This window comes from Sporosarcina sp. ZBG7A, from assembly GCF_000813425.1.
Classification (GTDB): domain Bacteria; phylum Bacillota; class Bacilli; order Bacillales_A; family Planococcaceae; genus Sporosarcina.
Genome location: NZ_JWIB01000007.1, coordinates 1 through 21,734, shown reverse-complemented (window position 1 = coordinate 21,734; position 21,734 = coordinate 1). Strand labels below are relative to the sequence as shown.

General features: G+C 42.0%; 23 protein-coding genes. 16 read left to right on the top strand and 7 right to left on the bottom strand.

Features of this window, described 5'->3' with window-relative positions; genetic code table 11:
* The first annotated feature begins 60 nt into the window (after window positions 1-60).
* The 7 genes from dnaG (at window position 61) to RL70_RS01520 (ending at window position 7,038) form a co-directional block, all read left to right on the top strand.
* Window positions 61-1,872 carry a DNA primase gene (gene dnaG, locus RL70_RS01550; protein WP_039041685.1) on the top strand — a complete coding sequence of 604 codons (1,812 nt, stop codon included), beginning with the start codon at window positions 61-63 and terminating at the stop codon, window positions 1,870-1,872.
* A gap of 33 nt (window positions 1,873-1,905) precedes the next feature.
* Window positions 1,906-3,024, top strand: a complete 1,119-nt coding sequence (rpoD, locus tag RL70_RS01545; RefSeq protein ID WP_025784778.1) for an RNA polymerase sigma factor RpoD — start codon at window positions 1,906-1,908, stop codon at window positions 3,022-3,024.
* Window positions 3,025-3,085: 61 nt separating this feature from the next.
* Window positions 3,086-3,643 carry a hypothetical protein gene (locus RL70_RS01540; RefSeq protein ID WP_039041684.1) on the top strand — a complete coding sequence of 186 codons (558 nt, stop codon included), beginning with the start codon at window positions 3,086-3,088 and terminating at the stop codon, window positions 3,641-3,643.
* 84 nt (window positions 3,644-3,727) lie between these two features.
* Window positions 3,728-4,870: an acyl-CoA dehydrogenase family protein gene (locus tag RL70_RS01535; RefSeq protein WP_039041683.1), complete on the top strand. Its 1,143-nt coding sequence runs from the start codon at window positions 3,728-3,730 to the stop codon at window positions 4,868-4,870.
* A 145-nt stretch (window positions 4,871-5,015) separates the two neighbouring features.
* Window positions 5,016-5,390 carry a cytochrome c550 gene (gene cccA, locus RL70_RS01530; protein WP_039041682.1) on the top strand — a complete coding sequence of 125 codons (375 nt, stop codon included), beginning with the start codon at window positions 5,016-5,018 and terminating at the stop codon, window positions 5,388-5,390.
* A 143-nt stretch (window positions 5,391-5,533) separates the two neighbouring features.
* Window positions 5,534-6,232 (top strand): tRNA (adenine(22)-N(1))-methyltransferase TrmK, encoded by a 699-nt coding sequence (locus tag RL70_RS01525; protein ID WP_039041681.1) that lies wholly within the window; start codon window positions 5,534-5,536, stop codon window positions 6,230-6,232.
* Window positions 6,229-7,038, top strand: coding sequence for a Nif3-like dinuclear metal center hexameric protein (locus tag RL70_RS01520; protein ID WP_039041680.1), 810 nt, complete (start codon window positions 6,229-6,231; stop codon window positions 7,036-7,038). Before RL70_RS01525 ends, RL70_RS01520 begins: the two co-directional genes overlap by 4 nt.
* Window positions 7,039-7,083: 45 nt before the next feature.
* Here the strand turns inward: RL70_RS01520 and RL70_RS01515 are convergent, their stop codons facing one another.
* Window positions 7,084-8,055 (bottom strand): 4-hydroxy-3-methylbut-2-enyl diphosphate reductase, encoded by a 972-nt coding sequence (locus RL70_RS01515; RefSeq protein WP_039041679.1) that lies wholly within the window; start codon window positions 8,053-8,055, stop codon window positions 7,084-7,086.
* 66 nt (window positions 8,056-8,121) lie between these two features.
* Window positions 8,122-8,601 carry a VrrA/YqfQ family protein gene (vrrA, locus tag RL70_RS17180; RefSeq protein WP_052245725.1) on the bottom strand — a complete coding sequence of 160 codons (480 nt, stop codon included), beginning with the start codon at window positions 8,599-8,601 and terminating at the stop codon, window positions 8,122-8,124.
* A gap of 114 nt (window positions 8,602-8,715) precedes the next feature.
* Here vrrA and RL70_RS01505 point away from each other — a divergent pair, with 114 nt between their 5' ends.
* Complete coding sequence (locus RL70_RS01505) at window positions 8,716-10,011, top strand: DEAD/DEAH box helicase (RefSeq protein WP_039041678.1); 1,296 nt, start codon at window positions 8,716-8,718, stop codon at window positions 10,009-10,011.
* 11 nt (window positions 10,012-10,022) lie between these two features.
* Window positions 10,023-10,925: a deoxyribonuclease IV gene (locus RL70_RS01500; protein ID WP_039041823.1), complete on the top strand. Its 903-nt coding sequence runs from the start codon at window positions 10,023-10,025 to the stop codon at window positions 10,923-10,925.
* Window positions 10,926-11,053: 128 nt separating this feature from the next.
* Here the strand turns inward: RL70_RS01500 and RL70_RS01495 are convergent, their stop codons facing one another.
* Window positions 11,054-11,302 (bottom strand): hypothetical protein, encoded by a 249-nt coding sequence (locus tag RL70_RS01495; protein ID WP_039041677.1) that lies wholly within the window; start codon window positions 11,300-11,302, stop codon window positions 11,054-11,056.
* 99 nt (window positions 11,303-11,401) lie between these two features.
* On the opposite strand from RL70_RS01495, the gene RL70_RS01490 reads away from it, so the two are divergent.
* The 3 genes from RL70_RS01490 to RL70_RS01480 are packed head-to-tail and all read left to right on the top strand — an operon-like array spanning window position 11,402 to window position 13,438.
* Window positions 11,402-12,175, top strand: a complete 774-nt coding sequence (locus RL70_RS01490; protein ID WP_039041676.1) for a metal ABC transporter ATP-binding protein — start codon at window positions 11,402-11,404, stop codon at window positions 12,173-12,175.
* Entirely contained in the window at window positions 12,168-13,031 is an 864-nt protein-coding gene (locus tag RL70_RS01485; protein WP_039041675.1) for a metal ABC transporter permease, read from the top strand. The genes RL70_RS01490 and RL70_RS01485 overlap by 8 nt, the downstream gene beginning before the upstream one ends.
* Window positions 13,028-13,438 carry a Fur family transcriptional regulator gene (locus RL70_RS01480; protein ID WP_039041674.1) on the top strand — a complete coding sequence of 137 codons (411 nt, stop codon included), beginning with the start codon at window positions 13,028-13,030 and terminating at the stop codon, window positions 13,436-13,438. The genes RL70_RS01485 and RL70_RS01480 overlap by 4 nt, the downstream gene beginning before the upstream one ends.
* Window positions 13,439-13,475: 37 nt before the next feature.
* Here RL70_RS01480 and RL70_RS01475 read toward each other — a convergent pair whose 3' ends face one another.
* The 4 genes from RL70_RS01475 to RL70_RS01460 form a co-directional block, all read right to left on the bottom strand.
* Window positions 13,476-14,057 carry a nucleotidase gene (locus RL70_RS01475; protein WP_039041673.1) on the bottom strand — a complete coding sequence of 194 codons (582 nt, stop codon included), beginning with the start codon at window positions 14,055-14,057 and terminating at the stop codon, window positions 13,476-13,478.
* Entirely contained in the window at window positions 14,054-15,178 is a 1,125-nt protein-coding gene (gene ispG, locus RL70_RS01470; RefSeq protein ID WP_039041672.1) for a flavodoxin-dependent (E)-4-hydroxy-3-methylbut-2-enyl-diphosphate synthase, read from the bottom strand. Before ispG ends, RL70_RS01475 begins: the two co-directional genes overlap by 4 nt.
* 92 nt (window positions 15,179-15,270) lie before the next feature.
* Window positions 15,271-15,606 (bottom strand): hypothetical protein, encoded by a 336-nt coding sequence (locus RL70_RS01465; RefSeq protein ID WP_039041671.1) that lies wholly within the window; start codon window positions 15,604-15,606, stop codon window positions 15,271-15,273.
* A gap of 44 nt (window positions 15,607-15,650) precedes the next feature.
* Complete coding sequence (locus RL70_RS01460; RefSeq protein ID WP_039041670.1) at window positions 15,651-16,172, bottom strand: DUF1189 family protein; 522 nt, start codon at window positions 16,170-16,172, stop codon at window positions 15,651-15,653.
* Between the two features lie 197 nt (window positions 16,173-16,369).
* Here RL70_RS01460 and RL70_RS01455 point away from each other — a divergent pair, with 197 nt between their 5' ends.
* The 4 genes from RL70_RS01455 (at window position 16,370) to RL70_RS01440 (ending at window position 21,485) form a co-directional block, all read left to right on the top strand.
* Window positions 16,370-18,001 (top strand): Na/Pi cotransporter family protein, encoded by a 1,632-nt coding sequence (locus tag RL70_RS01455; RefSeq protein ID WP_039041669.1) that lies wholly within the window; start codon window positions 16,370-16,372, stop codon window positions 17,999-18,001.
* A gap of 16 nt (window positions 18,002-18,017) precedes the next feature.
* Window positions 18,018-18,500 carry a DUF456 domain-containing protein gene (locus RL70_RS01450; protein ID WP_039041668.1) on the top strand — a complete coding sequence of 161 codons (483 nt, stop codon included), beginning with the start codon at window positions 18,018-18,020 and terminating at the stop codon, window positions 18,498-18,500.
* Window positions 18,501-18,584: 84 nt separating this feature from the next.
* On the top strand, window positions 18,585-19,193 hold the full coding sequence (gene sodA, locus RL70_RS01445) for a superoxide dismutase SodA (RefSeq protein WP_039041667.1): 609 nt from the start codon (window positions 18,585-18,587) through the stop codon (window positions 19,191-19,193).
* Between the two features lie 105 nt (window positions 19,194-19,298).
* Window positions 19,299-21,485: a penicillin-binding protein 2 gene (locus RL70_RS01440; RefSeq protein WP_039041666.1), complete on the top strand. Its 2,187-nt coding sequence runs from the start codon at window positions 19,299-19,301 to the stop codon at window positions 21,483-21,485.
* The last annotated feature ends 249 nt before the right edge of the window (window positions 21,486-21,734 follow it).

The window sequence follows — 21,734 nt, the reverse complement described above, 5'->3', positions numbered from 1 at the left end:
CGAATAAGAAGGATTTTTAATGGATACATCGAATTTAAAGACAGTGAAGATGGTGATGGCATGTCAAAAATTCCTGAACAGACAATAGAGGAGATACGTTCAAAGACGGATATTGTGGATCTAATAGGTGAGCATGTCCGGCTTACGAAGAGAGGAAAGAATTGGTTTGGGTTGTGTCCATTTCATGGAGAAAGTACCCCGTCTTTTTCGGTATCTGAAGATAAACAGCTCTTTCACTGCTTTGGCTGTGGGGCAAGTGGAAACGCAATCACTTTTATAATGGACATTGATAACCGTCCATTTACAGAAGCAGTCGTACAGCTTGCTGAGCGACTTGATATTCCGATTGATGCATCTATTGAGATGGGAAGTGCGTCAGAAAAAGATGTGGCGCACAAACAGATGTATGAAGCCCATGAATTCGCGGCAAACTTCTATAATCACCTCTTGTTAAATACGGTGGAAGGCGAAAAAGCATATCAATATCTTGAACAAAGAGGATTTACAAGGGAAAACATCGAAAAGTATAGTATAGGATGGGCACTTGATGACTGGGAGGCGCTATCTTCCCTTTTACAGCGTCAAGGTTTTGATATGAATGAGATGGAACAAGCAGGACTTGTCATCCAACGAGACAATGGAACTGGATTTTTTGATCGGTTCCGCGGAAGAGTAATGTTTCCACTTTATGACGATCATGGTACAATAGTCGGGTTCTCTGGCAGAGTGCTTGAGAAGACCGAAAAAGACGCGAAGTACCTAAATAGTCCGGAGACTCCTATATTCGAAAAAGGTCGATTGTTGTATAATTTTCACCGTGCACGTCTTAATGCTCGGAAAAAGGGTAATGTAATAGTATTCGAAGGATTTATGGATACGTTGTCTGCGGATCGAAATGGTATTGAAAATACTGTAGCAGTCATGGGGACAGCGTTATCAGATACTCAACTGATCAAGTTGAAGCGGATTACTAACGATCTTATTATTTGTTGTGATGGGGACAACGCAGGTTGGGAAGCTTCTAAACGTTTTGCAGAGCTCGTCATGCAGAAAGGGTTTTCTCTTAAGGTTGCAGTACTTCCTAATAAAATGGATCCTGATGATTACATTTCTGAAAATGGAATTGAAGCATTTCAGGAAAAGATTCTGGGTCGTCCTCATTCTTATATGTCTTTCATTATGGCATATGCAAAAAGGTCTAAAAATTTATCACATGAAAATGATGTACTGCAATATATCCATGAAGTGATGGAAGAACTTGCGGGAGTCTTGGCACCGGTAGAAAAAGACATGATGTTGAGACAACTGTCGATGGATACCAATGTTTCGGTTGATGCGCTCGAGCAGCAGTATGCAAAAGCTGCAGGGAAAGCCGTCAGAAAGTCACAACCTGACAGCTTTTCCGAGCCCGTCATGCCGATCATACAACAAAGAAAGCAAAGCCTCTCTGCGACAGGACGTGCACAGAGGCTACTGTTAAGTCATCTGTTGAACGATGGGACCTTATTTGACACGATTCAGAATCACCACGAGGATCTGTTTGTTCATGATGATTACGCTACTATATATATCCATTTAGCGGGATTCTATGAGCAATATGGTGCACCTGATTTTCATCGATTTGCAGAAACGATTGAAGACCGTGAACTCCGAAAGATTGTGTTGGAAGCAGCTGTGATGGAACGGGACCCAGAACACGCAGAGCGGGAAGTGGAAGATTGTGTTTTACATTTAAAGAAACACCGAATTCAACAGCTCATTACGCAAAAAATGCACGAAGCCAAAGATGCAGAAAAAATGAACGATCTACCCGCAGCACTTCAGCTAGCGAGAGAGATCATACAGCTCCGGAAATCATTATCGGCAATGTAAGCCGACCGGCGTACTAAGGAGGAACAGGTTATTATGGCTAAAAAAGAGGAACTAACTGGAGAAACAGAGACAACGTTGGAGGAAGTCAAAGCTGCTTTGCTGGAAACCGGTAAAAAGAGTGGCGAGTTGACAATAGAAGAAGTCACTGAAAAATTGGCTACTTTTGAAATGGAGCCCGACCAGTTTGAAGAGTTCCTCGATCAAATCGAGGCAGCTGGTATTGAGATGGAAGGCAAAGAAGAAAGTTCTGAAGAAGCGCCGGGCAAGCCTGCTGCAGATGAAGAACGGTTCGACCTGAATGACCTGAGCGTTCCGCCGGGTGTGAAAATTAATGATCCCGTCCGCATGTACTTAAAAGAAATTGGCCGTGTTGATTTGCTTACAGGTAAAGAAGAAGTAGCTCTTGCTAAACGTATTATTGCAGGTGAAGAGGAAGCTAAGAAACGCTTAGCAGAAGCTAACTTACGTCTTGTTGTAAGTATTGCAAAACGATATGTAGGAAGAGGTATGCTCTTTTTAGATTTGATCCAAGAAGGAAATATGGGTCTTATTAAAGCCGTTGAAAAGTTTGACCATACAAAAGGTTTTAAGTTTAGTACGTATGCGACATGGTGGATTCGCCAGGCGATTACACGTGCAATCGCAGACCAAGCGAGAACGATCCGTATACCTGTTCACATGGTAGAGACAATTAACAAGCTCATCCGGGTTCAGCGTCAGTTATTGCAAGACTTAGGAAGAGAACCTTCACCTGAGGAAATCGGTGAAGAGATGGAACTGACTCCTGAAAAAGTTCGAGAAATCCTTAAGATTGCACAAGAACCGGTATCACTCGAAACACCGATTGGTGAAGAGGACGATTCGCATTTGGGAGATTTCATTGAAGACTCGGAAGCGCAGTCTCCTTCTGATCATGCAGCTTATGAATTGTTGAAAGAGCAGCTTGAAGATGTTTTGGATACACTGACAGATCGTGAAGAAAATGTCCTTCGATTGCGATTTGGATTAGACGACGGCAGAACTAGAACTCTTGAAGAAGTTGGTAAAGTATTCGGAGTAACTCGTGAGCGGATTCGTCAAATCGAGGCGAAAGCTCTTCGTAAATTACGACATCCTTCTCGTAGTAAGCGTCTGAAAGACTTTTTAGAATAAGAAACTGGCACCGGGCAAATTCCTTGCCGGTGTCTTTTTTCAGTAGAAGGAGAGAACGTTTATGAATGCGCAGCGTAAACGAATCATTATTTCAGAAATACATTATTGGAAAAAGAATCGTCTGTTGCCAGAGCATTATTGTGATTTTTTAATTACGTTATACGCTCAAGGGGATGCAGAAGCAGCGGCGAATGTAAAGATTGAAAAAGCTATTCTGGAAAAAGAGCGGTATTCGGTCACGAAGAAAATGATCATGTTGGTAATTTTAGCAGTAGGTCTTTCCGCTTTGATGTTTACAATTCGCAATTATCCTGTAATTATGATTGCAACTGCATCTATTTTTGTTCTTGGTTTACTAGTCAGGTTAATAATTAGTAAACCATTTCGTTCTGCCCTTATTCCTTTTACATATATTATTTCTGCTTTTATGTTGCTCGCGATATCACTTAAAATATGGTTTGCTTTTTTTGAAGGCGAAACAATGTTGTTAGTAGGCATTCTTATGTTGAATAGCATTTTATGGCTATTTGCAGGTCGTTTGCTCAAGCTATTGTATTTTACGATTTCAGGTGCTGCGGGATTACTGATGATTATCGGATTTTTGCTCATTTCATATTGAGCAAAAATCCTTTTTTTCTGTTAAACTATCAACTAATTCTGTATAATGAAATTTGTAAGCGTTCACAAAAAAGGGGATGTCATAATGGATTTCAATTTATCTACAGAACAACAAATGATACAGCGGACAATTCGGGAGTTTGCAAACGAAGTAGTCGCACCAGGTGCAATTGAGAGGGACCGGACGAATGAATTTCCTGTAGAAATCTTTAAACAACTTTCTGAAATGGGGATGATGGGACTTCCATTTTCAGAAGAGTATGGCGGAGCAGGAGCAGACACAATCAGTTTTGCGATCGTCACTGAAGAATTAAGTCGGGCTTGTGCGTCTACGGGAATTACTTATTCCGCGCACATTTCGCTTGGGGGAGCGCCACTTAACTTATTTGGAACAGAAGAACAAAAACAAAAATATTTACGTCCTATATGTGAAGGAACTTCTTTTGGTGCATTCGGACTGACTGAACCTAATGCGGGATCAGACGCAGGCGGCACACAAACAACAGCTAAACTTGGAGATGGAACTTATACTATTAATGGTTCAAAAGTATATATCACCAATGCCAGTTATGCTAAGAATCTTGCGCTTACCGCGATTACTGGACAGACAGATAATGGCGGAAAAGAAATTAGTGCGATTATTGTTCCTACAGATGCAGAAGGATTCAAAGTGATAGATAACTACGAAAAGATGGGATTGCACGCCTCTAATACAACTGAACTCGTTATGGAGAATGTACAAGTACCTGAAGAGAATCTACTTGGTAAAAAAGGGAACGGGTTCCGTCAATTTTTAGTAACATTGGATGGTGGACGAATTGGAATTGGAGCAATGGCAGTTGGAATTGCTCAAGCAGCCTATGAACGTGCCATGCAATATGCAAAAGAGCGGAAACAGTTTGGAAAGTCGCTATCTGAGTTCCAGGTGACACAATTTAAGCTAGCAGATATGGCGATGAAAATTGAGCTTGCAAGAAATATGGTCTATAAGGCGGCTTGGTTGAAAGACGAGGGAAAGCAGTTTACAAAAGAAGCTGCGATGTGTAAGTTGTATGCCTCCGAGATTGCAATGGAAGTTGCAGACGAAGCCATTCAAATCCATGGTGGTTATGGGTATATGAGAGAGTACGAAGTTGAAAGATATATGCGTGATGCAAAGTTATTGGAAATTGGAGAAGGAACTTCTGAAGTCCAACATATGGTGATTGCCCGCCAAATTGGCTGTTAACGAAAAAAGTTCACAAAGTATGTCCAAAATGTCACAAAAGAGAAAAGTCTGTTGATAAGTCTTTCGATTTCATCCAGAATACAGTACAATAAGATATGTGCACTATATACTACAGAATCGTTTCTGGTGAAGGAGGTTAAGTTCGTTGAGTAAAAATCCTGTTGTTCCTTATATTTTGATTTTCGCATTAGGTATCGGACTCATTTTCTTCATGTCCATGTATGGTATTGATCAACAAAAAGAGATTGCCGATGCAGATGGCGAAGCAACGGAAGAAGGTTCGAAAGAAGACGAAGGCGCATCTGCTGAATTCGATGCTGAAGCAGTAGCTCAGCAAAAATGTATCGGATGTCACGGTGGAGACCTAAAAGGAGCAGTCGGTCCTAGCCTTCACGGTGAAGACAAAGACGCTAAAGAGCTTCACGAAATCATCAAGAATGGTAAAGGCGGTATGCCTGGTGGACTCGTTCCTGATGAGAACATCGATGCAATGGTCGATTACATTCTAACTCTTAAATGATAATCTAGAGAGCAATCAGTGTGGCGGAACTCCGCTGCCTGATTGCTCTTTTGTTTGATGCGTGCAAAAAAGTCTAATTTTCGATAAGATTAATGGAAGAAGTCGACGACAGTTTGTCCGTCTGCTGAAAGGTGGAACAAAAATTGAACGCGAAAAATTTATCAGAACGATTGCGGTTGGTCGCATCATTTGCTGAACAAGGAACTGTCCTTGCAGATATAGGAAGTGACCACGCTTATTTACCATGCTGGCTAATTCAACAAGGGCAAATATCCCGCGCTATTGCAGGAGAAGTTGTAAAAGGACCATTTGAATCTGCGAAGCGAAATGTTGCGAAGGAAGGCTTAACGGATAAGGTTGTTGTGCGTCTCGAAAATGGACTACAAGCTATTTATCCTGATGATGGTGTTGAAACAGTGACCATCGCAGGGATGGGTGGTTCTCTAATTGCCTCTATTTTAGAAAATGACGCGGATAGGTTAACTGGGGTTAAACGAATCATTGTACAGCCGAATATCCATGCAAAGGCAATCCGTGTTTGGGCAGTCAGCAATTCATGGAAAATCTTGAATGAAGCAATTCTGAAAGAGGATCATAAAATCTATGAAGTCCTTGTGCTAGAGCGAGGAGATCAGTCTTATCACCCTGAGGAGTTACTAATGGGTCCACTTCTTTTACGACAACGTTCTGCTGTTTTTCAAGAGAAGTGGCAAGGTGAGCTAAATGAAATATCACGTGTAATCAATGTGTTAACACAGTCTGCGCAATCTGAAGAGGCAAAATCGAAACGTAAGCAATTGAGTGATACGAGGGATATGATTGAGAGGGTGTTGAAGTCATGAAAAACGTGAATGGTCATGAAATCATTCAAGTATTTGAAGCGTGGGCACCGAAAAAATTAGCAATGGAAGGAGATCCAATCGGCTTACATATTGGTCAATTGAATCGTCCGGTTGACACTGTCTTAGTCACATTAGATGTGAACGAAGCGATTGTTGACGAAGCGATCGAGCGTGGAGCGACGCTTATTATCGCACATCACCCACCCTTATTTAGACCTGCGAAACACATTTGGACTGATACACCACAAGGACGAATGATTGAGAAGTGTATCAAGAAGGATTTGTCGGTGTATGCAGCTCATACGAACCTGGATATAGCAAATGGCGGGGTCAATGATCTGCTTTCAGAAAAACTAGGGCTCACTCAGATAAAAATCCTTGAACGTACTTCTTTTGAATCTGATCAAGAATATGGCATTGGCCGAGTCGGTAAGCTTGCTTCGAGTATGTCGCTTGAACAGTTTGCCCTCCTTGTGAAGGAGAAGCTAGATGTGCCTGCAGTTAGAATGGTAGGAGATAAAGATCGATTGATTCATAAAGTAGGCGTTTTAGGTGGAGATGGAAACAAATATATACATGCCGCTAAACGTGCTGGAGCAGATGTGTTGGTAACGGGGGATTTGTATTACCATGTCGCCCAAGATGCCGAAGCGATTGACTTATGTATCGTAGATCCGGGTCATAATGTTGAAAAAGTGATGATTCAAGGTGTTGCAGAACATATGGCTGAGAAATGTGAACAACGTAACTACAATGTGACGTTTTTACAATCCCAACAAAATACAGAACCTTTCACCTTTATTTAAAAAAATCCCCCAATTTCTCAACTGAGAAGTGGGGGATTTACTCATTTATACATACGGTTCAATCCGTGTAACGGGTGCTGGTTTCTTAATCTTCGGTAACAGTCGATTTAAGTCAAACTTGCGCTCTGCAATGTGTGTTGACGGATCTGCAGGGTCAAACTTCGTAAGGAATTCGATCACTTCACGAACAATCAATGTAGGTGTAGAAGCACCTGCTGTGACGGCCACGCGTTCAACGCCCTCCAACCAACTTAAATCAATTTCAGAGACATCTGAAATTCGATAGGACGGGGTATTAGCAATTTCAACTGAAACTTGTGTCAAACGATTGGAGTTATTGCTCTTCGGATCACCAACTACAATCAGCAAATCTGCTTCGCCCGCTTGCTCGGCAACTGCTTCTTGTCTAACTTGTGTCGCCATACAAATTTCTTTATGGACTTCGATGTGAGGATATTTCTTTTTCAAGTCTTCCATGAGGTGGATTACGTCCCACTGACTCATAGTTGTCTGATTTGTGACAAGTAATTTGTCGTTTTGAAGAGTTAACTGCTCGATATGCTCGGCATTTTCAACTAAATGAACTCTTCCTGGGGCAACACCAAGAGCGCCTTCAGGTTCCGGATGATGCGCCTTACCAATATAGATGATATCGTAGCCTTCAGCAGTTTTCTCACGGATCAAGTCATGTGTGACAGTTACGTCAGGACACGTAGCGTCGATTGAAACTAGACCTTTTTTACGTGCGAGTTCACGTACTTCAGGAGAGACTCCATGTGCTGTGAATATTACAGTACCTGTTTCGACTTGATTGAGAATCTCGAGACGATTATTTCCTTCTAATGTGATGATGCCATCTTCCTCGAATGCATCCGTCACATGCTTGTTGTGTACAATCATGCCCAATATATAAATCGGTCTCGGCAATGATTCGTCGAGTGCCGCATTTCTAGCAATCACCATTGCATCGACGACCCCGTAACAATAACCCCGCGGGGAAATCTTCATTACTTCCATTTTAAGCTCACTCCTCTAAAGGGATCTACCCCTATTATAGCGGAGATGGCTTAAAGGTTCAAAGTCTTAGATTGGTGGCTGGAACACTTTAGGTATAGAAGGTAGTGGTCCTGAAGCGACTGGCGCTGCCCCGCGTGCAACAGATGCTGCTGCAGATGCTCCTGCTACCCCTGCATCCGGAAGAGATTGAAATCCTCGATACAATTTCCACATGGCAGGTATGTTTTGAAGCATTGGCGCAAACTGTTGTACCATTGGAGCATATTGTTGCACAGTTGTCATAAAACGATTGGCGGTTTCCATATACATTTCAGGTTTTGAAAGACCAGCCCCTGTAGGTGTTCCACCTTGTGCTTGCTGTTGACCACCAAATCCAGGATCCATCCCAAACGGGGAAGGTTGCTGATTCGCTTGGCCTTGTGTAAATGGTGCCGCAGGTCCCTGCATAAAGGGATTTGCCTGATGAATGTTTCCACGAAACATCTGTTGGCCAGCAGGAGCTTGCCGCTGCTGATTAGCAAATGGATAAAAAGATTGATATCTCATAATTATCTCCTTTCCCAAAGAGTACTTTGTCTATAATGTATCCTATGCGAAAAAAACAACCAGCGGTACAGTTTCGTGCTACAATGAACGAATGAATGATAGGAGGACACGAACATGTCTAGATACACTGATTACCAATTTAAACCGTTTCTTCGCGACGCGATAGAACAATTGGGCTTCACAAGTCCAACCCCCATCCAAAAGGAAATGATTCCGCTCATTTTAAAAGGTCAGAGCGCAATCGGACAAGCACACACAGGAACAGGTAAGTCTCATAGCTTCCTAATTCCAATTTTACAACGCATTAATACAGATGCAGATGAGCTTCAAGCAGTCATCACTGCTCCAACACGGGAGCTTGCTATCCAGTTATTTGATGAGTTGAAAAAACTAACAGCTTCTTCAGAAGTCCGCACAAGTTTATTGATTGGCGGGACGGATAAGAAACGTTCTGCTGACAAATTGAAATCGAATCCTCATTTAGTTGTTGGAACACCTGGACGTATCCGAGATATGTCAGATACAGGTGCGTTATCGATTCATACTGCCCGCATCCTCGTAATCGACGAAGCCGATCTTGCGTTTGATATGGGATTCATTGAAGACATTGACCAGTTTGCAGGAAAAATGCCAAGTGACTTGGAAATGTATGTTTTCTCTGCGACCATTCCAGAAAAACTTAAGCCGTTTCTTGCAAAGTATATGAACTCCCCTGTTCATATTCAGCTCGGCACAAAGAAGCCATTAACAGAAGGCATGCACTATTCGCTCGTTCCGGTACGAGGAATGGATCGCAAAAAGAAACTCTTAAACGTCATCCAGTCAATCAATCCCTATTTGGCGATTATTTTCACCAATACGAAACAAAATGCAGATGAGCTTGCGGGCTATCTTGCTGCGCAAGGTGTGAAGACTGGGAAAATTCATGGTGATTTGAACGCTCGTGAACGGACTCGTATGATGAAACAAATTCGTGACCTTGAATATCAATTCATTGTAGCGACAGATCTAGCAGCACGAGGAATTGATATCCCTGGCGTAAGCCACGTCATCAACTACGAGCTCCCTGAAGACCTAGAGTTCTATATCCACCGTGTTGGACGTACAGCACGTGCTGGTTTGGAAGGGGTAGCTATCACGTTATTCGATCCTTCTGAAGATGATGCTATCGTTAAAATCGAGAAAATGGGCATCCCATTCGTACATGAAGATGTAAAAAATGGAGAGTGGTCGCAACTGAAAGAGCGTCATTCCAGAAAAAATCGTCCGAAAGAACAGGATGAAATCGACAAGAAGGCTACTGCTTTAATCCGGAAACCTACTAAGGTGAAACCTGGTTATAAAAAGAAGCGGGCTGCGGAAGTGGATCGCTTTAAAAAGCGTGAAAGGAGAATGAATAAGAAAAAATGAGTGAACAACCTATATTAATCGGTTCCCATGTATCGATGAGTGGGAAGGACATGTTACTTGGTTCAAGTAAGGATGCTCTCGAATTTGGTGCTTCGACTTTCATGATCTATACAGGAGCTCCACAAAACACGCGACGTAAACCAATTGAAGAGTTGAACATTGCTGCAGGGCAAGCTCATATGTCGGAGCACGGACTATCCTCTATGGTCGTCCATGCGCCTTATATCATTAACATCGCAAATACCGTGAAACCTGAAACATTCCGCCTGGGCGTTGATTTCTTGCAAGAAGAGATTCGACGGACAGCAGCACTTGGAGCAAACCAGATCGTATTGCATCCAGGGGCACACGTAGGTGAAGGTGTTGACAAGGGCATTGCAAAAATTATCGAAGGTTTGAATGAAGTCTTAGCTGAAGACGCCGATGTCAAGATCGCGCTGGAAACAATGGCAGGTAAGGGCACTGAATGCGGAAGAAGCTTTGAAGAACTTGCGAAGATTTTTGATGGCGTTAAAAATAACGATCGTCTCTCAGTTTGTTTTGACACGTGTCACGTCCATGATGCAGGATATGATATTGTAAACGATTTTGAAGGTGTGCTGGAAGAGTTTGATCACTACATTGGTAGAAATCGAATTTCAGTTATCCACGTCAATGATAGTAAGAATGTCCGTGGGGCAGGGAAAGACCGTCATGAAAACGTAGGCTTCGGTCACATCGGTTTTGAACCACTGCACTATATCGTTCATCACCCATCATTCACGAACGTTCCAAAAATACTTGAAACCCCATTCATTGGTACGGATAAGAAAAACAAAACAGCACCATACAAAGAAGAAATCATGATGCTGAAAAGTGGGGAATTCACCCCTAAATATCGTGACGCATTATTGAACGAAGAGACTAACGTTTAATAGTTGTCGTTTTTATTGGTGAATAGTTGCGGAAGTGCTAATAAATCATCACAGTTTAAAATACTTGTTCCTAAAGAAAAAGACTGTCGAGCAAATCAGTAGTAACTGATTTGCTCGGCAGTCTCTTCTTACTTTCGCATATTTAAATAATCCTCCAACAACTGATTCGTACGTTTCTGTCCTAAAATCCGCTCCACCTTTGAAATAAAACTCTCAGGAACCCCTGTTAAAATCCAATGCATGGAGATCTCATCTAATAAAGGTCTAAGCATTCTGATTTCCTCAACAGTAAAATCTAATCCATACGACTTGGACATCTTCAACATCTCTTCATCGCTTCTTTTTTTCATTTCCAGTAGCAATCGTGTGTAATCCAAATTGTCACCTAGCTTCCTTTAAATTTGTAAGCCCGCGCCGTTTCGTTTATAATCATTGGAGTGAATCGTAATCATTACTATTAATAGAAGGATGGTTGTATGCAAGAAAGTCTAGTGAAATTAACAGATGTAACTTTTAATTATGGAAATTCATCGGTGTTGAAAGATATCACCTTATCTGTGAAACCAGGTGAATTTTGGGCACTTATTGGTCCGAACGGATCTGGGAAATCGACGCTCATTAAAATTTTATTAGGATTGTTAAAGCCGAATAAAGGATCAGTGGAACTATTCGGGGAGCCGATTTCTTCAGTTAGCCACAAAGAACGAATCGGCTACGTTTCCCAAAAATCAAATTCTTTCAATAGCGGATTTCCAGCAACTGTTCTGGAAGTTGTGAGAAGTGGTTTGACGAAAAAAACAGGATTGTTAAAGCGGTTTTCAAAAGCGGATACAGAAGCTGCTATGAATGCACTTCTTGAGGTGGATATGAGAGAATTCGCTGATCGTAATATAGGTGAGCTCTCTGGAGGACAGCAACAGCGTGTCTTCATAGCAAGAGCACTTGCGGCAAAACCAGAACTGCTCATCATGGACGAACCTACTGTCGGGGTGGACCAGCAAAACTCGGCTTCTTTCTATTCTATGCTTGAAAAATTGAATCGTGACAATGGCATAGCCATTATTTTAGTTTCTCATGAAATTGACCTTGTGACAGATCTTGCTTCACACGTTGCCTGTTTGAATCGGACGATGCACTTCCATGGTGGAAGAAGAGACTTTGCGAAGCTGAATGATAACGATCTATCACGATGGTATGGTCATTCTGTCCGTCTCGTTCATCAGAAGGAAGGAGACACTTCCAATGATTGATGCATTATTTACTTATGAATTCCTACAGAATGCGTTTTTCTCAGGATTAATTATCGGAGTGATTGCACCAATGCTTGGGCTCTTCATCGTTGTTAGGCGTCTTGCTTTAATTGCTGATGCTCTAAGCCATGTCTCGCTTGCAGGGATTGCAGGAAGCTTGTATTTAAGTCAGCAAGTGTTGTTTTTCGCAGGACTCAATCCGATTTATTTAGGTATGGCAGCTGCAGTGGGTGGCTCGCTCTTAATCGAGCGATTGCGTAGGGTTTATCGCAATTTTGAAGAACTTGCGATTCCAATCATACTCTCAGCAGGTATTGGATTCGGAGCGATATTCATTTCCTTAGCTAAAGGCTTTGGTGCGGACCTCGTAGGCTATTTGTTTGGTTCGGTCTCTGCAGTAAGCCGACAAGACTTACTAGTTGTTTCAATCCTTGCAGTCGGGGTGTTTGCATTCATTTATTTGTTCTACAAAGAATTGTTTACGTTATCCTTCGATGCGGATTATTCTCAAGCATCAGGCATTAAAGGACGCTGGATTCAAATGTTTTTCATGGTGCTTACGGCGCTAGTGATTGGAGCTTCGATGCGGATTGTCGGAATTCTTCTTGTATCGTCTCTTATGACTCTACCAGTTGCCGCTGCAATTCAAGTGGCAAAAAGCTTTAAATCAGCCATGTTACTGTCAATTCTTTTTGGGGAAGTATCCGTCGTTACCGGGCTATTCGCTGCGTATCACTTGGATATTGCACCTGGAGGTACGATCGTAGTGACGGCAATAGTCATATTACTACTTGTGTTAATGGGTAAACGTTTGACAGGGCAAAGTACGGTGAGAAGGAAGGGGGAAGTGCTGTGAATGTAGAAAAAGCTTGGGAAACGTTGAAGGAACATTCTTTCAAGCGAACAAAAAATAGAGAAGCGATTTTAGAGTTTCTTGCAGAGCGAGATGGATATACTGCTGCAATGGATGTTGGTGAATTTCTGAAGAAAGACAATCCCGGAGTGAGCTTTGATACAATTTACAGAAACTTAACCACTTTTGCGGAACTTGATATTTTGGAAGAAACTGATTTGAATGGGGAACGTCAATATCGGATGCACTGTGATCCGGGCGTTCATCACCATCACTTTATTTGCACGGTATGTGGCAAAACGAAACACATACCGTCGTGTCCGATGGATCACATCGCAGTTAACTTACCTGGAGTGGAAATTCAAGGGCATAAGTTTGAAGTGTACGGGAAATGTCCTCAATGCCAATAAGAAAAGGAAAGGCTCAAAAAATGAGCCTTTCCTTTTTTTAGTTCACTCGAGTTGTAAAGAAGTTGTGCTGTATCCACTCATTAGCTTCGTTCCAGTTATTGACCCTGATGACACCATTCGGAATAGGATTCCGATTATATGGAGTGTCAAAAAGGATGACAGGAATATCAAGTTCCTCGTGGAGGTCGACAGCATTATCGTGTTTGTCTTCGAAAAACACGTCTGTACCAAATTTGCGTGCAGTTTCAATTTTACGATGACTGCCGATAAGTTCGACATGGTCATAGGGGAGTTGCTCACGTTCAAACCATTTCATCGTCGCATCCATCACTTCAGAACCGCGGGCAGAGATGTAATACAGCTCTGCTTGCTTCTGCCAGTCTGTCAAAAATTGTTTAGCTTGTTCTTGCGTGGAGGATGTTAGACAAATCTCTGGTTCAGCTTCTTTGTACCACTTGTAAAATTCGGTAGGATCGACATCGAAAGCAGTTGTCAGATCATATTCCTTAATATCATCTAAAACGAGCTCGCAACCGAACTTTTTATTAATATGCGGAAGTAGAGAGGATGGAGTCGTTACAGTTCCGTCAATATCGATACCGAATCGATAGTTTTTCACTTAGAGGTTCCACTTTCTTCAAGCAGTTCTTCTTGTCTCTTTTTTTCGAAGTACTCTTCCGCAAGTTTATCAATTTCGATTTTCAATTCCTCGACCATTGTCTCTTCAGGAACCTTACGTACTGTTTTTCCGTGCATGAACAGAAGTCCTTCGCCGCGAGCACCTGCGATTCCGATATCCGCTTCTCGTGCTTCACCTGGTCCGTTCACTGCACAACCAAGAACTGCTACTTTAAGAGGTGCTTTAATGTGTGAGATATATTCTTCTACTTCATTTGCAATGGATATCAAGTCAATTTCTATACGTCCACAAGTTGGGCATGAAATGAGAGTAGCTGCGTTCGATGAAAGACCGAATACTTTCAATAACTCACGTGCCACTTTAACTTCTTGTACAGGGTCAGCACTCAAGGATACACGCATTGTGTTACCAATGCCTGCTGATAGTAACGCTCCGAGACCTGCAGAACTCTTAATGGAACCGGTAAATAGTGTACCGGACTCAGTAATTCCAAGGTGAAGCGGATAGTCGAATGCAGCTGCAGCTTTCTTATAAGCTTCGATTGCCAAGTTCACATCTGACGCTTTCAACGACACGATGATGTCATGGAAATCGAGGTCTTCAAGGATTTTAATGTGGTGCAAGGCACTTTCAACCATTCCGTCAGCTGTTGGGTAGCCATATTTCTCAAGGATTTTCTTCTCAAGAGATCCGGCGTTTACACCGATTCGAATAGGAATTCCTTTTGCTTTAGCTGCATTAACAACAGCTTCCACTTTTGCTTGCTTCCCGATGTTACCAGGATTAATACGAATCTTATCAGCACCTTGTTCAATCGCAATCAGTGCTAGTTTATAGTTAAAGTGAATATCGACAACGAGTGGAATGTTAATCTGTGCTTTAATCGCGCCAATTGAGTAAGCTGCGCGCTCATCTGGGCAAGCAACGCGGACAATCTGAACACCTGCTTCTTCCAAACGCTTGATTTCTGCAACAGTTGCTTCCACGTCATGTGTTTTAGTCGTTGTCATACTTTGGATGAATAGTTCGTTACTTCCACCAATTGTAAGATTCCCGACTTTAACAGGACGAGTGTTGGATCGATGTATCATTTCAGTCATTATTTTCTCTCCTTACTTCGAATTACTACTGTTTACTATTGTACATTTTATCAATCATTGTGCTAAAAAGACAAGGAACTGCCCTCCGGACTCTATTGTTTTGAGCAAAATGTGACGGTTTCACTACTAAGTGGAATTTCAATCTGCTCTCCACCTACAATGTCCTGAAGCTGTAAATGAGGGTTTAGTTGATAGAAAACTGTCAATCGATCAATGAAAGGCATACTTGGATCAGGATAAAGTGCAAATAACGTTTCGATTGTATCACCTTGAACCGTTGTGACAACAATAGATACAGGCTTGTCCACTTCTTCACAAGTGGGTTCATCTGATGCAAAAGCTGCAAGTTGAATCGTGCCTTCTGTCAAATCACTTTTCAGCATATGGATAAGCGCGAATACAGCTAGCGCGGTAATTAGTAGTCTCATAAGAAAAGCCCCCCTTCGCACACGATATGCACGAAGGAAGACAATTATGCGCGCGTTACTTTTGCTTGAGGCTGTTTCGGATAATAGTTTGTAGCCAATGCTAAATACACAATATGGATAATCGCGGTAAGTGGGAAATTAAAGGCGCTTTCAACATGAAAGATATCAAGTACTAAAGAAACTAAAATAGGGACAGTAATTGAAACAGCTGAAGTACGCCACATATGCCTGTATTCTCCGCGACGTTTGAAAATTTTCAAAAGTCCAAGCCCAACAAGCCCGAAGAAACTAACTCGGATGAATAAATAAAACGTACTAATGACAAGCTGAAGGACAAATGCCATAGGATAGAGCAAACCACCGACAGTTGCTGCGTAATCGATCAATTCTTGAGAAGAGCCGAACAAATCAATATCTCCCGTAAGGAATCGTATAAAAGACACCAAGGTTGAAAGAATTACAAATAGAAATACGTATTGAAATACTTTTCCGATAGGTAGCAATCGGAAAGCTGCGAGTTTTTTTGGCTCGTGGATGGAAGCAAAAAATAATTGATAGTTCTTCAAAACGGTGACTCCTTTCTGGGTATATCGCTAGTTTAGCATCGGTACTATGTAATTGGGTAGGGATTGTCACAACATTAGCCAGTTTAGCATGTCAAATGTTAAGGGATTGTAAAGATTGACCGTTGTCTATTTACATATGAGAAGTCGGCGACAATAATAGGGGAGTATACATATCGTTATTGGAGGTTGCGCATTACATGGATATTAATTGGCAGGAAGTGGCGTTTCAATTTCTTGGTGGACTAGGTATATTTCTTTTCGCCATTAAATACATGGGGGACGGTCTTCAGAAAGTAGCTGGAGATAGGCTACGTTCTATTCTCGACCGTTTTACAACGAACCCGTTCATGGGTGTACTAGTCGGTATTATTGTGACGGTTCTGATTCAGTCAAGTTCAGGTACGACCGTTATTACCGTTGGGCTCGTTAGTGCGGGGTTCATGAAACTGAGACAAGCAATCGGTGTTATTATGGGTGCCAATATAGGTACAACCGTTACGGCATTCATCATCGGATTGGACGTAGGTGCTTATGCGTTGCCAATCATGGCGGTTGGTGCGTTCATGATATTCTTCATCCCGAAACTGACGGTTAAACATTTTGGTGAGGTTGTATTCGGGTTTGGAGGCCTGTTCCTAGGGCTCGAACTAATGAGTGAAGGGATGGTGCCTTTACGATCACTTGAGTCGTTTACTGATTTGACCGTTTCGATGGCAGACCACCCGATGCTTGGAGTGGTTGCAGGTACGGTGTTTACCTTAATCGTTCAGAGTTCCAGTGCGACTGTAGGGATCTTGCAAGGCTTATATGCGGAAAATCTTATCGATTTGAAAGCTGCATTGCCTGTTTTGTTTGGTGACAATATCGGAACTACGATAACTGCAATTTTAGCAGCAATAGGCGCATCTGTTGCTGCCCGTCGTGCGGCTGCAACCCACGTTTTGTTCAATATTCTTGGTGCGGCCATATTCATGATCCTCCTCGTTCCTTTCACTGCTTACGTGGAATGGATAACGAGTACGTTCGGAATTGACAAGAAGATGCAAATTGCGTTCGCCCATGGTTCATTTAACGTGGTGAACACAGCAATCCAGTTTCCGTTCATCGGTGCTTGGGCGTACTTTGTAACGAAACTAATTCCTGGTGAAGATGTGACGATTGAATATAAACCGAAACATTTGGATCCTCATTTCATTACTCAGTCTCCAGCCGTTGCGATTGGACAAGCAAAAGAAGAAATCATTCGTATGGGTTCGTTCGCTGTCCAAGGATTAGAAGAAACATTCGAATACTTGAAGAGCAGTAAGAAGGGCCATGCAGAGACTGCGTATCAAATTGAAGATGCCATTAATAATTTGGACCGTAAAATCACGGATTATCTAGTTGAGATTTCTGCTGTCAATATCTCGCCGGTTGAATCCGTCCGTCACGTCATGTTGATGGATACGGTTCGTGACATCGAGAGAATTGGAGATCACTTTGAGAATATCATTGAACTCATTGACTTTAGAGAAGTTAATAAGGTAAAGCTTTCTGAAGATGCTCTAGAAGAACTTTCAGAGATGTTTGCACTGACTATTGGTACAGTACAAAAAGCTGTGGATTCCTTAGATACGAACGATTGGGAGCTTGCACGTACTGTGGCTAAACAAGAAGAGTTAATCGACAAAATGGAACGCAAATGTAGAAAGAGCCATATTATTCGTCTGAATGAAGGTGGCTGTTCTGCGCAAGCTGGTATTGTATTTGTCGATATTGTCTCTAACTTGGAAAGAATCGGAGATCATGCTGTCAATATTGCAGAAGCTGTTTTAGGAAAACGCGCATAAGGGAGGAGAAAGTCGGATGGAATGGATTGCATGGATTGTAGCAAGTCTGTTTTTCGTTGTTGCTTTTATTGGTTTAATCTATCCGGTGATTCCTTCTGTTCTCTTCATCATTGGCGGCTTTTTGCTCTATGGGCTAATTGATACATTCAGTTCCATGGGATGGCTGTTCTGGACAATACAAATTTTATTCACTATTTTGTTGTTTGGAGCAGATACGATTGCAAACCTTTTCGGTATAAAACGTTTTGGAGGATCTAATGCTGGAGGATGGGGGAGTACGATTGGTCTTCTCATTGGGCCATTCGTCATTCCGGTCGCTGGAATTCTAATTGGACCATTCCTTGGTGCTGTTTTTGCGGAATTACTCATTACGCGTGCTGGTTTTAAACAAGCCTTTCGTTCAGGAATTGGCTCGTTGATCGGATTTTTAACATCTGTTATCGTCAAAGGCATTGTCATGATTGTTATGATCGGTATTTTCATCTTCTTCGTCACATAAAAGACAAGATAATTGAATGCCTATGGGAAGTTTGATAATCTTGAAAGGTAGGAAAGAATTCAATCATTCAAGGAGGAATTGGAAATGGCTTACAAATTACCTGAATTGCCTTATGCATATGATGCACTAGCACCACACATCGACAAAGAAACGATGGAGATTCACCACACGAAGCATCATAATACGTACGTTACCAATGTAAATAATGCATTGGAAGGACATGCTGATCTTGCTGCAAAATCTGTTGAAGAGCTTATCTCAGATTTGAATGCAGTTCCTGAAGATATCCGTACTGCAGTTCGCAATAATGGCGGAGGTCATGCGAACCACTCCTTATTCTGGACACTTCTTTCACCAAACGGTGGCGGAGCGCCAACTGGTACTCTAGCTGAAGCAATTGACAAGAAGTTCGGAAGCTTAGACAAATTCAAAGAAGAGTTTGCGAATGCTGCAAAAACTCGCTTTGGTTCTGGATGGGCTTGGCTCGTTCTTGATAACGGCGAACTTTCAATCATGTCTACACCAAACCAAGACTCTCCATTAATGGAAGGTAAGACTCCACTTCTTGGGCTTGACGTTTGGGAGCATGCTTATTACTTAAACTATCAAAACCGTCGTCCTGATTACATTTCAGCATTTTGGAATGTTGTTAACTGGGATGAAGTACAAAAGCTTTACACAGAAAATAAGTAAGTGATTGATGCAACCAAGCACACATCTTGTTCGTCAAGATGTGTGCTTTTTCTTTTTTAATGCTATAATTCATTTGATGTGCACCTAATGAAGGAGGAGGAAAACGTGAGGAAAAATCAGCGTAAAGTCGATCAGGCAAAAGTACGCCAGCGCAAATTGACTTCCTTCAGAATGAACTTTTTATTCTTTTCTATATTCGTATTGTTTTCGTTGCTAATTTTTCGTTTAGGATATTTGCAAATTGTTAAAGGGGAAGACTATAAGCGTGAGTTAGAACGTACAGAAGAAATCGCAGTGAACACTAGTGTTCCAAGGGGCCGGATTTTTGATCGGAGCGGTCATTTGCTCGTAGATAACGAACCACGAAATGCGATTACATATACGAAGACAACTTCTACAACGTCTGAAGACATGTTGAAAACTGCTAAAAAGCTTGCAAAGTTAATTGACAAACCTACGACGCGAGTAACTCTAGGTGACAAAAAAGACTTTTGGATCCTGTTACATCCTGATGAAGCGCTGGATAAAGTTACAAAGAAGGAACAATTGGCGCTTCAAAATGACGAATCCATCTCAAAAAAGGAAGCGCAACGCGAAATCACGAAAATGACACGGGACCGCATTACAGACGAAGAAATGGATTCGTTTACAGATAGTGAGCTTGAAGTTCTCGCGATTTATCGGGAAATGATGTCAGGATATGCCTATACTCCACAAATCGTTAAGAGTGAAGAAGTGACTGATACGGAATTCGCAACGGTCTCTGAACAACTGGGATCACTTCCTGGAGTCAATACGACAACAGATTGGGAACGCGTCAAGATGTCAGATAGCGCGATCCTTGGAACAACGACTAGCCCTCTAGAAGGAATTCCTAAAACAGATCTGGACTACTTCCTTTCACGTGGTTATTCGCGGAATGACAGGGTAGGCAAAAGCTACATTGAACGTTATTATGAAGATTTGCTAAAAGGTCAGAAAACAGTTGTGAAAAATATTAAGGATAGAACCGGCAAAGTCGTAGAAACCAAAACCGTCCGTGAAGGGGAACCAGGAAAAGATCTGATGTTGACATTAGATCAGGAACTGCAATCCCATCTGGAAAAAATTGTAGAAGATAATTTACTGAAAGCAAAAAGAATGGGTGGCTCTCAATTTTTAGATCGAGCCTTCTTAGTGATGATGGACCCAAATACAGGTGAAGTATTATCCATGGTTGGTAAAAAGATTGTGAAAGACAAAGAAACGGGTAAACTAACTGTACAAGACTACACATTTGGTACGTTCAGTACGTCATATGAAGTTGGGTCGACTATGAAGTTGGCTACTGTGTTAAGTGGTTATCAGCATGATGTATTGAGTTTAGGAGAAAGGAAAATTGATGAGCCTATTTATGTAGGTAAACAACGCAAAGCATCTCTTTTCAACCAAAATTCTCGCGTTTCCGTTGACGACATTGAAGCACTTGGACGCTCCTCCAACGTGTATATGTTCAAAATTGCAATGGATATAGCAAACTATAATTATGTAAAAGGCGGTAGCTTAAAAATCGATTTTGATGCATTCAACAAATTACGAGACAGTTATGCCTCGTTTGGTTTGGGTGTCAAAACAGGAATCGATTTGCCGGGCGAAGTGTCGGGGTCTTCACCAGAGCCAAACCGTAAAGAGCCTGGTAAGCTACTCGACTTATCGATTGGCCAGTATGATACGTACACGCCTCTGCAACTCGCGCAGTATGTTTCCACTGTTGCAAATGGTGGATATAGAATTGCACCACAAGTACTGAAGGCTGTATATGATCCTTCAAAAGATGGAAAAGAATTCGGAGCTCTCTTGGAACAGAACGATCCGAAGATTCTCAACCGAATTGATAATACCCCTGAAGAAATTGAACGAGTTAAAAAAGGGATGCATTATACGTACTATCAACCCAAAGGGACTGCGTACAACATTTTCCAAGGTGAAGATTTCGATGCTGCAGGGAAAACGGGTACTGCGCAGGCAGGGTATTATGAGGGCGAAGATCGATCACTATGGGGGACTCAAACAATTTCTGTTGCTCACGTAGGTTTTGCTCCGTATGAAAACCCTGAAATTGCATATTCTGTTATTGTGCCGCACGTATCAACATATACAAAAGGTTATGCACATCCGAACAATGATATTGCCCAAGCGGCTGTCAAAGAGTATTTTGCACTTAAGAAAAAACGGGCTGAGTCTGAAATCTTTTCTACAGAAACACCGACTATTAAGCCGTCGTTAGAAGTGGAAGCTGGAACTAAAAAATAAAATTTCAAAACAAAAAGACAAGCTTAGTATCACTAAGCTTGTCTCAGACTGTAGACAAACTCCAGTAATCACGGAGTTTGCCTACAGTTTTTTTCTTTTACAATAGTATTAACTAGAAAAAGTTGATTTCCGCTGCGAGCGGACGCTTTCCGAGGGGCTTGCTCTCAGCCGCTTCCCTCGCTTTGCTCAGTCCAGGGTCTTCAAGCTTCGCTGATCCCTCAGGAGTCGCCGCTCTCCGCTACAATCAAC

Coding starts and splice junctions, on each gene's coding strand:
- dnaG (WP_039041685.1), top strand. CDS start 61: ATGTCAAAAATTCCTGAACAGACAATAGAGGAGATACGTTCAAAGACG.
- rpoD (WP_025784778.1), top strand. CDS start 1,906: ATGGCTAAAAAAGAGGAACTAACTGGAGAAACAGAGACAACGTTGGAG.
- RL70_RS01540 (WP_039041684.1), top strand. CDS start 3,086: ATGAATGCGCAGCGTAAACGAATCATTATTTCAGAAATACATTATTGG.
- RL70_RS01535 (WP_039041683.1), top strand. CDS start 3,728: ATGGATTTCAATTTATCTACAGAACAACAAATGATACAGCGGACAATT.
- RL70_RS01520 (WP_039041680.1), top strand. CDS start 6,229: ATGAAAAACGTGAATGGTCATGAAATCATTCAAGTATTTGAAGCGTGG.
- RL70_RS01515 (WP_039041679.1), bottom strand. CDS start 8,055: ATGGAAGTAATGAAGATTTCCCCGCGGGGTTATTGTTACGGGGTCGTC.
- vrrA (WP_052245725.1), bottom strand. CDS start 8,601: ATGAGATATCAATCTTTTTATCCATTTGCTAATCAGCAGCGGCAAGCT.
- RL70_RS01505 (WP_039041678.1), top strand. CDS start 8,716: ATGTCTAGATACACTGATTACCAATTTAAACCGTTTCTTCGCGACGCG.
- RL70_RS01490 (WP_039041676.1), top strand. CDS start 11,402: ATGCAAGAAAGTCTAGTGAAATTAACAGATGTAACTTTTAATTATGGA.
- RL70_RS01485 (WP_039041675.1), top strand. CDS start 12,168: ATGATTGATGCATTATTTACTTATGAATTCCTACAGAATGCGTTTTTC.
- ispG (WP_039041672.1), bottom strand. CDS start 15,178: ATGACTGAAATGATACATCGATCCAACACTCGTCCTGTTAAAGTCGGG.
- RL70_RS01465 (WP_039041671.1), bottom strand. CDS start 15,606: ATGAGACTACTAATTACCGCGCTAGCTGTATTCGCGCTTATCCATATG.
- RL70_RS01455 (WP_039041669.1), top strand. CDS start 16,370: ATGGATATTAATTGGCAGGAAGTGGCGTTTCAATTTCTTGGTGGACTA.
- RL70_RS01450 (WP_039041668.1), top strand. CDS start 18,018: ATGGAATGGATTGCATGGATTGTAGCAAGTCTGTTTTTCGTTGTTGCT.
- sodA (WP_039041667.1), top strand. CDS start 18,585: ATGGCTTACAAATTACCTGAATTGCCTTATGCATATGATGCACTAGCA.